Raw genomic sequence first — 13,117 nt, forward strand, 5'->3', positions numbered from 1 at the left:
TTCTCCTACTTTCTGGCTTTTAAGACGGTTTCTTCATAGGCTTTCACTTCTGATAGCCAATCCAGACCTGCTGGTACCCCTTGGCTTTCACAGAAGTAATTCCAAACATCTGCATACGGATAGTCTTTTAATTCTTCCGTCATGGCTAAGCGAGTGGTGAAATCACCTGACAATTCGATTGCTTTTAGTTCTTCGATCGGTTCTAGCATCGCTTTTAGCAACGCTTTTTGAGTATTGCGCGTCCCGATCACCCACGCAGCGACCCGATTGATCGTTGCATCAAAGAAATCTAACCCAATGTTGGTTTTTGGCAATAAGTCATTGCGAACCAATTCGCGACCAATCTCTTGCAATTCATCATCCATGATCACGACATGATCACTATCCCAGCGTACAGGACGGCTGACATGCAGCAAAATGCCTTTGCTAAATAGTGCCAATGAAGACAGTTTATTGGAGATCACTTCGGTTGGATGGAAATGTCCAGCATCCAAACAAATCAATTTATCGCGTGTCAAGCCATAGCCCATATAAAATTCATGAGAGCCGACGGTGTAGGCTTCGGCACCAAGACCAAACAACTTGCTTTCCACGGCATCTACCGTGTATTCCGCTGGCAATTCTTCAGCAAAAATCTCATCTAATGCTGTCATCAAGCGTTCCCGTGGTGTAAAACGATCGATCGGGTTGTCTTTGTAGCCATCTGGCACCCAGAAATTATTGACACAGACTTGCCCAGTTTCTTTCCCCATATAAGCAGCGATTTGACGAGAACGTTTGCCGTGTTCGATCCAGAACTGACGAACTTCTTCATCTGGTGAAGCAAGGGTAAAGCCATCTTTGAACATGGGATGTGAGAAAAAGGTTGGATTGAAGTCTAAACCTAAGCCTTGTTCCTTCGCCCAAGCAACCCATTTTTCAAAATGTTTCGGCTCCAATTCATTTAGATCCACTGCTTCCTCGGTGTCTAAATAGATGGCGTGAAGGTTCAATTTGTGTTTTCCAGGAATCAAAGAGTAGGCTTTTTCTAAATCTTGTCGCAACTCCTCTGGGGTATGGGCAGCACCAGGATAATTCCCCGTTACAGAGATCCCACCAGATAATGCTTCATCACTCAAAAATCCTTGGACATCGTCCCCTTGCCAAACATGCATCGAGATTTTCACATCGGCTAATTTTTTCAAAACCGCATCCGTGTCGACGCCTAATTTGGCATATGCTGTCTTAGCTTCTTCATAACGCTGTTGAATCGTTGTCATTTTTTTCCTACTCCTTCTATAAAACGTTGATAGTTGCTTAGAATCTTGTGATCAAAAGGCTGTGGTTCATGAACAATGCAAGGAAATGAGTGTTTGACCGCGCGGCGTGCTTCAGCCAGCGACGTGAAGATGCCAGCACTCATCATCTGCATTAAAAGATTACCGATCGCCGTTGCTTCACTTGGGCCAGCTTCAATCGTCAGCTGCGCAGCATCAGCCGTCAGTTGATTTAAAAAGCGATTGTTGGAACCGCCCCCCACGATATGCAGTTTTTGCAGCTTGTTCGTCGTACCTGTCAGCTGTTCCAGCTTTTGTAATTCACTGGCATAACAAAGCGCTAAATTATCATACACACAGCGAGCCAGTTCCCCTGCGGTTTCTGGAACTTTCTGCTGGGTTTCTCGACAATACGCTTGCAGTTCAGTAATCATGTTTTCTGGATTCAAAAAACGAGGATCATTGACATCGACAAACTGTTGAAAAGCAGGCGTTGCTTGCGCTAATTCCGCCAATTCTGCATAGGAATACTGATAGTCTTGCTGCCGTGCCACTTCTTGGATCAGCCACATGCCCATAATATTTTTTAAAAAGCGAATCGTGTTGTGGGCACCCCATTCGTTCGTATAATTTTCATCGAAGGCGGCAAGGGAAACATTGGGTACTTTGGTTTCGATCCCCAGCAATGACCATGTCCCGCTGCTGATGTAGCCCCAATCTGCCCCCTCTCCAGGTGTACCGATGATCGCCGACGCCGTATCATGACTAGCGACAGTGACAAAGGTCGCTTGTGGCAAATCATAGGCTGGAAACTTCTGAGTTTGCAGTGTGCCTAAAACCGTCCCAGCATCAACCAATGGTGGGAACAGTCCTTCTGTTACGCCAATCTCAGCTAATAATTCTACATCCCATGTTTGGGTATTGGCATTTAGAAGCTGCATCGTCGAAGCATTGGTTTTTTCCGTGACCATCCTGCCAGTAAAAACGTAGCCCAAGTAGTCTGGAATCAGCAGCAGCTTGTCGGCTTTTTGCAGCAGTTGCGCTTCTTCTGCGGCTAACTGAAAAATCGTGTTGAAGGGCTGCAGCTGAATGCCTGTTTTCTCATACAGTTTTTGCAAAGAATAGCGCTGACCAAAAGCTGCGATCGCATCATTGGTGCGACTATCTCGATAAGCGACTGGGTCGCCTAAACGTTCGCCTGCTTGATCGATCAAACAGTAATCCACTGCCCAGGTGTCGATTCCGACGAAGCAGTCATTGATACCTGCTTGTTTCACTTTTTGCAGTCCTACTAAAATCTCTTGGATCAAATAATCGATCGCCCAACGGTCAAAGCCTTCATGAGGACGAAAGCCGTTTTTAAAGCGATGGATCTCTTCTAAAGTGATCTGCTCATTTTCCCAACGGCTCAGCATCAGACGACCGCTTGATGCACCGATATCGATTGCGATAAATGTGTTCACTGGTCTCCACCTTTCATTATCTTGTTTAAAAATAAATCGATTACAATTCACTGATTCATTCTTGTTGCCTCAATTTTAGCTTGACAATCAACGAGTTTCATCACACAATTTTGATAAAGACTTGCACAATCTTGGTAAAAAGGAGGATCCGATGGATTACTGGGAAAAAGCCAACCACTCATGGTCAACTGATTCACTGCGTTATATCAATACTTCAACCCAAAAGCAGCGTGAACTTTTTTATTACATTCAGGAAATCGGCTATTTCAAAGCCAGCAAACCTTACTTTACAGAACGAGAGAACCTGCCTTCTTATTTGATCAAATATACATTGTCCGGCTGCGGTGAATTGCGCTACAAAGGAAAAAGCTATCAATTGAAAGCAGGTGATGTGTTTTTTATTGACTGCCTAGACTATCAGTACTACCACACCGTTAGTCAAGAGCCCTGGGAAATGGACTGGATCCATCTATATGGCGCCAACGTCGCAGCGTTTTATGAGGAATTCCTCAAAAATGGCAGTCCAGTTTTTCACACCAATCCTGCCAGCAGTCGTCAAAATCCGATCCATTTGGTCTTACAAGATTTATTGATGTTACAGCCAGAACCAAATGCGAAAACTGCCTTCCAAAGCTCTGTTTTGATCCATCAGCTGCTCAATGAACTGCTCCTGCAAAAATATCATCTCGACTTTTCGGATAGTGAAATCCCGCCTTATATTTTGCAGATTCGTGACCAGCTAGAAGAGGATTTCCGTCAAGGGATCACCTTGGAATCTTTGGAGGAAAGGTACCATATCAATAAGTATCAAATCGTCAAGGAGTTTTCCAAATACATGGGCTTGCCCCCCATCGAGTACCAGATCAGCAAACGCATCTCTTACTCGAAAGACCTTTTGCGCTATTCTCGTCTTTCCATCAAAGAGATCTCATTGGCGATTGGCATCGAAAACACCGCCTATTTCAGCCGTTTATTCAAGAAAAAAGTCGGCATTTCACCTAGTGATTATCGACAAACGGAGAATGGACGGTAAAAAAGAAACATGAAATCATTCACTGATTTCATGTTTCTTTTCATTGAATCTAAGGTTTTAGTTGGCAACAATAAGTGACTCTTTTTCATTCATGATCTTCTCAAATGCTGACGCATTCGTTACCACAACTGGCGTAATGGTCGCATATCCCTCTGCTTGGATAGCTGCGAGATCGGCTTTTATCAGCGGCTGGCCCTTTTTGATTGCTTGATTTGCTTCAATAAGGGTCGTAAAGTGCCTTCCCTCTAGCTCTACTGTGTCAACACCGATATGGATCAAAAGTTCAACGCCTTGATCACTGGTCAAGCCGATCGCATGCTTTGTTGGAAATAAAGCAGTGACCACGCCATCAAAAGGGGCATAAAAGGTGTTTGATTGTGGTTTAATTGCTTTCCCTTGCCCCATCAAGCCTTCTGAAAAAACTTTGTCAGGAACCTCTGTTAAGGGAACGACTTCTCCTTGAACGACTTCTTGAAAATTGATTTTTGTATTCACTGGCTCTTTTGAATTGACTGCTTTCCTTTTTTCAGGTTCTACAATTCCCCAAAAATAGGTGATTAGAAATGCCGCAACAAGCCCTACTACCTGCGAAGCAATCCCACCATAAAATCCACCATCGATTCCTGCTGGATTGATAATCAAAGGAATACCCAACAATCCTGAACCACCAAAAGAATACTGCACTGTCTGCATAAAGCCTGCAATAACACCACCTAAACTTCCACCGATGACAGCAGCGATCAACGGACGTTTATAAGGAAGTAATACTCCGTACAATGCTGGTTCACTGACACCAATCAGGGTTGTCAGACCTGTTGAGTATGCGAGTGCTTTCGTTTTATCGTTTTTCGTTCGTAGACCAACCGCCACGACAGCTCCAGCCATTGCCATTTGGTTCGCTAAGAGCAGACCCATCACAGGATCGAATCCTTGCATCGCCATGTTGTTAAGAAAAATTGGAATGAATGCCCAATGCAATCCGAACATGACCATCAAGATCCATGGTCCCCCAATCACCAGCCCGCCCAAAACCGGACTGAAGTGATAAACATTATTAACAAGCGTTGCCAGTAGACTGGATAAGTTGGATATAATTGGACCAACGACCAGCAAGGCAAGGGGGACAGAAACTAGCAACACGATAAGAGGCTGTACCATGAATCGCAAATCTTTCAACGGCCAATTCTGAACGAAGCCATTGATTTTGGCTGCCACCCAGACAGCAATGATTACCGGAAAAACGGAAGAAGTATAGTCCATCATATTTACGGGAATCGACAAAAAGGTCAAACTACCTTCTGTCGCATACGGCAGCAAAGTAGGATAGATCAATGATGCCCCAATCAACATTCCGACATAGCTGTTTAATTTAAAATAATTTGCCGCCGAAGCACCTAATAAGATTGGCATGAAGTAAAACAAAGCATTAGACAATGCATACAAAACGATATAGGTTCCCGAAGTTTCTGACAAAATACCTGCTACTGATAAAATCGTCAAGACCCCTTTGATCGTTCCTGACGCAGCCATAGCGCCTAAAGCTGGTGTGAAAATCCCTGAAATCGTGGAGGTAAACTGATCAAAAAGAGATTTTTTTGTTTTTTCATGGGTAGTGTCTTCTATTAATTCGCCGACTTGTTGCAGGACCGCTTCATAGACATCGTTTACACGATTTCCTAAAACGATCTGGTACTGTCCGCCCTGTTCAACGACTGAAATCACTCCGTCAAGACTAGCAATGGTCTCCTTACTTGGGGTATCTGTATCATGCAATACAAAACGCAGACGTGTGACGCAATGGGTCACCGATTCGATATTGGCTTTTCCACCAATTTCCTTTAAAACCTCTGTTGCTAACTGCTGGTTGTTCATTTTTGCTCCTCCTCAATAAAAAGTTTGATTTCGCCAGTGATCCCCAAAGGCTCGAACAGGACAAACTGTGAAAGATAATCCCTCATACTGCGACCTAAATTATTGATCACTTCAATCTGGATGGAATTATTCGTTTCTTGAAGCAGGTCCGTCAACTCAAATGTATACGGTGTACTGATTCTTGTGCCTACACAATGACCGTTCACTGAAACAGTCACAACTTCTGAAGCATCTTCAATACTTAATAAAACCTCTCCTGCTGCTTTAGGGAAGTCCACGGTATAAGTGATTTTCCCGCTAAACCGACTGAAGTCATCACCGACTCCCAGTAAAGGCAATGACGAATATTGTTTTTGACAGGCAACTACCGCTTGCTCTTTCCCGATTCCTTCGAAAGTGACTTGCCATGGCTGATCGTTTAGATGAACTTCTTTCACTGGTTTGCTTCTATCAATACGCAATGGTTGTTCCGAGGTAGCTTCAAAAAGAATCATACTCTCTGCTGGTGCTAAATGAATCTCATAGCTGCCATTTTTATATGACACAGGTTTCAGTTTATTTTCTACTGGATCATATTGAACTAAAGGCTTCTTAGCAGGAAAAACAGCCTGAAACTGCAGCGATTCACTGTCATTTTCATTGAAAAGCATGAATATTTCATCTGTCTGCTGCTGATAATGATAGTAGCGCAAATACGGCAGAGCTTTTGATGTTTCTAAACGATCCCGTACCTTCAAGCCAACGTTATCAGTAAGTGCTGTAAGCGGTGTTAATTCCGTAAGGCGAGCGAGAAGCCGCAGTTCATGGGTAAGCAGAGTTTGTTCAAGGGCTTCTTTCACCATTTCCTCAACAAAAATAATTTGAATTCCAGATTCTGCGAGAGCTGTCAGCTTTTTGATCAATGGACCAGACATTCGCTCAGTATATGGAATGACTAATGTTTGAAAGGCATACTCATTGATGACAAACGTTTGATCCGTAAATTGCGCATCAAGCATCATCTCAACCGAAACGATTTCAAATTCGTATTGATGTTCCATCAGTTCACGAGCAACTTTTTGAATCGGCATATAAGCGCCTGCCCACTCCGCTTCAGCATGGTACAGCACAGCAATGTCCGCTTGATGTTTCCCGTCACTAAATAGATAACTCAAACGATTCATATACGTCATCAGCTGTTTGAAGCCCTCAAATTGTGGATTATGGCCTTGCGCATAAAAATGCGGCGGACAATCGGCATCAGGAAAGTCATTCATTGAAAAGGCATGAGGGACAAAATGATTGACCCCTCGCACCAGCATGTGATCGGTTAGCCATTTCATCAGTTTGGTTCCTTCTGACCAACCATATGCGCCGAATACTTCGCACATCGTTCGACCTTGTTTCACAGGGTCTAAGTTTCCTAAAGACGCCCCCATTTTCCCTAATGCGTAATGGAAAAATTCGCCATCCCAGCCAGTAGATGTCATGGCTTCAAAGTATCCGTCATTTTGTTGCGGCATCAATTGATGCAAAACGACATCGATTCCTGCCATCGATTGACCTTTCATCGATTGAAAGAAGTGACCCGCCCCATAGCCTAAACGTGCATGGGCATTGTTATCCTCAATTACATGTCCGATATAGTCGACTTTATGTTCACGACACCAACGTCCGATCCGCTGAGAAAAATGTTGACTATATAGCTCAGAAACCAACGACATATAATTGTAACGAATCTTAGCCGCCTGTTTTGATTCACCACGATAGAGAGCCGGCAACAGCCCTCGTAGCTCAGTTTCAGATATGGCTAGCTGGTTTGCTAACAAAGTCAACAAATCATACCGCCAGGGCAATGGCATATCTACTTTTCCAAGGACCGCATCAGGACCCTTGATATTCCCAAACCGCGGTTCATCTGAGAAAAATCCTTGGATCGTTGTGCCAAATTTCTCTCCAAAGTGTTGATAATGACTTTGATAAACCGTTTCCAGCAAAACATCCGTTGCTTCTGGTACCAAAGGATTCAAGTACCCTTGTGTCGAAGCTTCCCCTCCTTCTTGTGTCGTGTAAAAGACAAAGATACTCCACTCTCCTTCAGGAATAGACCAATACAATGTCTCATCAATCATTGAGTCTGTAAGGTCGATCCACTCCTCCTCACTGATCTGCTTAAATCCAGTTTTCTTGACCGCAACGGCGCTGATGATTTCAGCTGAAAAAAATGACTTGCCACTCTCCTTAACCGGTTCACCTTCTGAATTCAAAATATTCGGTCTTTCTGCATTAAAACACCAATCCAGCATAATTCCAGCATTCTTTTTGGGACCTACAAAATCAAATTGTCGGAAATTCAAAAATTCTTTCTGCAAGTGACGATGATTCTTTTCAATTTCCCCTGCGGCATAGCCTGTTGGAAAGTGTTTGTCATCCAAAATCCAAAGTGTCATCTGTCTTTTTTCACACTCTTCAATGATGATCGCCAACTCATCCCACCATTGCGCTTTCAAAAATTCTTCATGGGGGCGTGATTCGATACAGACAGATCGGATGCCTGCTTCATAAATTTTATTGATGTAAGTTTGAATCGTCTCCTTCTCTTCTCCATGCATCCATAAAAACGGAAAAATATGATTATCATATTTTTCGTTCAATAAATTTGTTATCTTTTTCATACAAATTCCTCTTTCTTTCTCATTCAACTTCATTTAAAATCATAATAAATACGCTTTCAAATGTATCATAAGCAATTCTGTAGCTTGAAACAATGTCATACGCTTTGTAGATAATTATCATATTTTTAGATTTATGAAAGGAGGAGATCGTAATGACAACCGAAGAAATGGAAGCAAAACTTTTTCAGCTATCTGAACGAGAATGCTATCACAGAGACCATCCAAACCACCTTTCTGACTATTATCAACAGCTGGAAAAAGTGACGATCAATGGCCGACAAGTTTACTTATTCGATAATCTGATAGAAGAACAAGAAAACTTTACTCTGGTAAAGCAAAGCCGCTTCAGTCCAGTTCCTTATCATAACCACAGTTTTATCGAATTAAATTATATCTACTCAGGAACATGCATCCAATTGATCGATGATCAGAAAGTTACGCTGACAAAAGGACAAATTTGTCTGATTGATACTGGAATTCCACATTCGATTGAAATGACTGGTGAAGAAGATGTCTTGATCAATCTTTTGATCAAGCGGGATTATTTCGCTCAATTGATCAGTCGGGAACAGTTTAATGAAGGGGTCGTGCTTGATTTCGTTCTGACTGCATTGTCAGACAAACACGCGCATGACCAATATATTGTCTTTAAGAACAATAAAGATGATCGGATCCATGCTGTGATTCAAGAAATGCTGAAAGAAACTTATGAAAAAGCCATTGGCAGTAAACGAATCATCAGCAATCTAATAGCCATTCTTTTCACTTTTCTCGTACGTGAGTTCGACTATCAGACCAACAAGCAAGAAGCGGCAAAAAAACAGCACATTCTAGCGATCTTGACCTATATCGAAGAGAACTTCCAAACGGTTACTTTGCCAAAACTCGCCACCCTTTTTAACTATTCTCCTTCCTATTTAAGTGCATTGATCAAACGAGAAACTAGTAAAAATTTGACCGAATTGATTATCGAAAAGAAATTGAATCTCGCCCACAACTTAATTGCTTCCTCCACCAAACCAATCACCCAATGTGCGGCTGAAGCAGGTTTCACCAATATCACTTTTTTCTATAAAAAATACAAACTGTATTATGGGCATACGCCAAAAAAGAAAAAATGATTCTATGTCGCTACTTGCTTAAATAAAAAAATGTGGCATAAGTTAAATATTCATGTTCTAAACAAAAAAAAGAGTGGTTACCCACTCTTTGATTTTTAAGATAAGTTCTTTATTGGTTAAACTGTTATCTGCTACTTTATTGATCACTAACTAAAATTGCTCAGGTGCAAAGTTATTTCAACCAACTCATCCCTAATACACCAACAATATAGAGCAAGCTACCAAGAGCTACAAATTGCTTTTCTCTGCCAACTTTTTGTTCCTTTAAGAGGACAATACTTCCATAAGTAGCAACAAGTAAGCTCATTTGAGAAAATGAATAGGTTACGCCTACACCTAAAGAAGACGATACAGCGAATAACGAAGTATTCGCGATAACCCATGTGCTACCAGTACCTAAATTGTGGATTATTTTGCGGAAACGCAACTGTTGCTTACTTTTCAAGGAAATTACGCTTCCCCCGAGAAACATCCCTACTGCCTGAGGCAAGAAAATCTGTGCGCCACTTATCTGAAACAGACCAGTGACTGTCACATATAGCATCAAAAAAGCTGAAGAACAACATAGATAAAGAAGTACTTGCTGTGTTAAGCCTGTTTGCTGATGAGTTGTCTTAGTTACAAGGAAAACACCAGTTAGAATGACTCCTAATGCCATGATTGAGAAAATTACAGTCGTTAAATCTGTCCATTCTTTGAGAAAGAAGCCAGATGCTAATGTAACAAATAATAATTGGGTCCCGACGGAGACGGGCATTACTTTAGAAACCTCCGCTTTCTCCAAAGCGAGAAATTGGAAGTATTGTCCGCAAGCCCAAAAAACCCCAGATAATAAACTGATGAAAAATGGCACCATGGCATAACTCACTTGATTCAAGAAACCAAATACACTACCGAAAATCAAGGCTGCGATTGTTGTTCCTAGCAGTTGTTCCTCTGATTTTCCTCCCATCAATTTAGCGACGATTGGCATTAAGCCCCATCCTAGTGCAGGCAGTGAGGCAAGCAATAAAAGTTGTACGGACATAAAAACTCCTTCTAAATATTGTAAAAAAGCGAGAACACAAAATCTTGTAGAGGAAAACGTTACAGAAGCAATTCCTTCTCGACAAATTTTGTGTTCTTTATTCCTAGTTTTTAGTTAATAAATAGGTTGCTACTCCATAAGCGTGGATGATATGATCCGCTTCAAGCGGTTCTTCTAAGGCATTGATTCGCTGATATTCGTACCCATTAAATAATCTTTTGGGCTCAAGAGGACGTTCTTTGTTCGTTGAATTGACGAAACGGACAACGATTCCCTCAGAGTAATACGCATTATGGAGCGCACTGACTCCCACACCTGGTTCTAAGCTGCAAGACAACAAAGAAAGAGACATGTCGGTCAGAGATAATGGATCAATGCGCTTTTGAATTTTATTGTCTATACGATAAATAAAGTAATTCAAATCTTGCAATTGATAAGAAATCGATGGCTGTTCTTTAACAGTTTTCCAAGTAGCCAACAACTCTTCAGAAATAGCTGTTGATGCGACCCTTAGGGAAAAATCGAAGACCATCTCATAGTTTTCCATTTGAGCAAGAGGTGTTTCCATCATAATATGTCCCTTTTTGGTTGTATCGCCAGAAGCACGACCTGGTCGATACAACAAATCTGGTTTTCCTAGAGAGTCGGTTGTAGCTAGTACCGTTACATATAAGGAGTCATCGATATATTCATACTCTTTGCTCTGCTCGCTATAAAAAACGAGGGCGTTCTCTTGATCATAAACAACCACTTGTTTTTCAAATGGTTCAATATTGACAGGTTTTTCTGCATATTTTTCTTGCCAATTTTCCAGTGTTTGATTTCTTTTTTCAAGATAGCCAAATTGAATGGCCGCAACCGCTCTTTCTATCGGCTTGTTTAATCGAGCTTTCACTCGAATCCGATGATTTAAAAGCGTATTTTTAAAACGTAGCTTTGCGTTTACCTCACCATTTTTTGTCAGTTGGAGGGTCAATGTATAAGCGAATGTTTTGGTGGCGATTCCTTTCATCCGTTCTTCGATCGTATACGGTAGCTGTAAACTTCCTTCCAAAGCCAATGTTTCTTGCTTCCCTTTGCAGCTGGCAAAACGAAGCGTTATCGGTTGATCATTCAAAATAGGCGAATAGTCATACGTATCACCGGCATTACTATCATCGATGATCGACAAGAAATCCACGATCTGTTGTTTTCCATCTGAATAAATCAGATGGCCGTCTTCAAAGGAAAGCATGTATTTTCCATTTCTAATCCATGTGTTTTGATCTAAAGACGAATCGGGAGTTGTCTCTTGCTCTTCAAATGTAAGGACTTGATAACCAAGGCCTGAAAAGGCACAGGTCACTTGAACGGTTAACAGATAATACCCCTCTTCTTCAATAAAACGGTTGCCAGCCGGAGTTTCTTCCATAATATTTTTCCTGCTTGGGATATACACTGCTTCAAGTACAGATGAATCAGCTCCAATAACCTTGATATTGTTGGTTCTGGATACGATCTTAACTAATTTCTCTCCTTGAAATGGCACTGGTGTTGGATGAAGAATCAGAAATTGGTTGGCTTGTAAAGCGAGTCCTTCACTGATTCTTTTTAAAATCAAATTTTCAATGCTCTCACAAATCTCACTGATTTCTTTTACCCGATGACTGATATCTTGTGCAACACTATCTGATACACAGCCTGCCAAACTATCATGGGCTTGACATTCAAATAACTTTTTCCATGCTTTCATTAGCAAGCGATTGCTTAATTCGATCCCTAAATCTTTCGCAATAACTAACATTGGTTCAATTTCTAAAACTAATTTGTTTTCTAATCGAAAAATCTCACGTTTCAGATCCATTCGTACAGAACCAATCGTTTTGTGAACCCGTGCAAAAACCGGTGCACGAAACTCTCCTTGATAAACTTCCAGTTCTTTTTGACGGACGATCTCCATAAATGCTGGATAGGTGCTCAATTGATACTTGTATTTTCCAAGCTGATTGATTTTCGTTAGTTTTTCTTCTATGGCAGAAACAATGCCTAACTGATCATTTCCAGTTGGAATCAAGATTTCAGGTTCATTCGCGTAGCTCTTAATAAAATCAACACCTCTATCGAGTCTGCCATCTACATAACTGCTCGTTGGCTCCAATTGCTGCTGTGCACCATATCCTTGAGGAAAATTCACCGCATACAGTGAACCTCGCCCACTTAAACTCGTCCATTTAAAGTAAGGGGATTTGACCTGTTCCCCTAAATCGATGCCTCGCCAAAAGATAATGTTATCAAGTCCAACTTCGTTCAATATGGTTGGCATTTGAGCATTAAAACCAAATGTATCTGGCAAATAGCCGATCGGCATATAGCTGCCATATTTTTTGCTATCAAATATACCAATCATGGCATTTCGAATGATGGACTCACCAGAAGCGAAAAAGGCATCTGTTTGGGTGTACCAAGGACCGATGAACAATTGACCATTGGCGATCAACTCTTTGACCTCAGTCAAGCGCTCAGGATAGAGTTCTAAGTAATCGTCCAGAATAGACAGTTGTCCATCTAGCACGAAAGAAGCAGTCGGTTGCCTCTTTAGTTCTTTTAGTACATCACTAAATAATTGGTCACTCAAAACGACACAGTCCATCGAAGTAAAATACCATTCACGATCCCAATGGGTGTGGTTTACTATGTGTACATTTGTCATAG

8 protein-coding genes are annotated in these 13,117 nt (G+C 41.6%); 2 read left to right on the forward strand and 6 right to left on the reverse strand.

Annotated elements, in window-relative coordinates; all coding sequences use genetic code 11:
- Positions 1-5: 5 nt before the first annotated feature.
- Positions 6-1,259, reverse strand: coding sequence for an L-rhamnose isomerase (gene rhaA, locus IGJ74_RS13380; protein WP_016612607.1), 1,254 nt, complete (start codon positions 1,257-1,259; stop codon positions 6-8).
- Positions 1,256-2,671 (reverse strand): rhamnulokinase, encoded by a 1,416-nt coding sequence (rhaB, locus tag IGJ74_RS13385; protein WP_255324177.1) that lies wholly within the window; start codon positions 2,669-2,671, stop codon positions 1,256-1,258. Before rhaB ends, rhaA begins: the two co-directional genes overlap by 4 nt.
- 199 nt (positions 2,672-2,870) lie before the next feature.
- Here rhaB and IGJ74_RS13390 point away from each other — a divergent pair, with 199 nt between their 5' ends.
- Positions 2,871-3,752 carry a helix-turn-helix transcriptional regulator gene (locus IGJ74_RS13390; RefSeq protein WP_139960531.1) on the forward strand — a complete coding sequence of 294 codons (882 nt, stop codon included), beginning with the start codon at positions 2,871-2,873 and terminating at the stop codon, positions 3,750-3,752.
- A gap of 57 nt (positions 3,753-3,809) precedes the next feature.
- On the opposite strand, the gene IGJ74_RS13395 is transcribed toward IGJ74_RS13390, so the two are convergent.
- On the reverse strand, positions 3,810-5,624 hold the full coding sequence (locus IGJ74_RS13395; RefSeq protein WP_218193528.1) for a beta-glucoside-specific PTS transporter subunit IIABC: 1,815 nt from the start codon (positions 5,622-5,624) through the stop codon (positions 3,810-3,812).
- Positions 5,621-8,278: a glycosyl hydrolase gene (locus tag IGJ74_RS13400; protein WP_255324176.1), complete on the reverse strand. Its 2,658-nt coding sequence runs from the start codon at positions 8,276-8,278 to the stop codon at positions 5,621-5,623. The genes IGJ74_RS13395 and IGJ74_RS13400 overlap by 4 nt, the downstream gene beginning before the upstream one ends.
- A gap of 152 nt (positions 8,279-8,430) precedes the next feature.
- Here IGJ74_RS13400 and IGJ74_RS13405 point away from each other — a divergent pair, with 152 nt between their 5' ends.
- Positions 8,431-9,399 (forward strand): AraC family transcriptional regulator, encoded by a 969-nt coding sequence (locus tag IGJ74_RS13405; RefSeq protein WP_218193530.1) that lies wholly within the window; start codon positions 8,431-8,433, stop codon positions 9,397-9,399.
- Between the two features lie 172 nt (positions 9,400-9,571).
- Here the strand turns inward: IGJ74_RS13405 and IGJ74_RS13410 are convergent, their stop codons facing one another.
- Positions 9,572-10,426, reverse strand: a complete 855-nt coding sequence (locus IGJ74_RS13410) for a GRP family sugar transporter (RefSeq protein ID WP_005234411.1) — start codon at positions 10,424-10,426, stop codon at positions 9,572-9,574.
- A gap of 103 nt (positions 10,427-10,529) precedes the next feature.
- Entirely contained in the window at positions 10,530-13,115 is a 2,586-nt protein-coding gene (locus tag IGJ74_RS13415; protein WP_139960534.1) for a glycoside hydrolase family 38 C-terminal domain-containing protein, read from the reverse strand.
- Positions 13,116-13,117 lie beyond the last annotated feature (2 nt).

It is taken from the genome of Enterococcus sp. AZ009, assembly GCF_050548785.1.
In the GTDB taxonomy this organism is placed as follows: Bacteria; Bacillota; Bacilli; order Lactobacillales; family Enterococcaceae; genus Enterococcus_D; species Enterococcus_D entomosocium.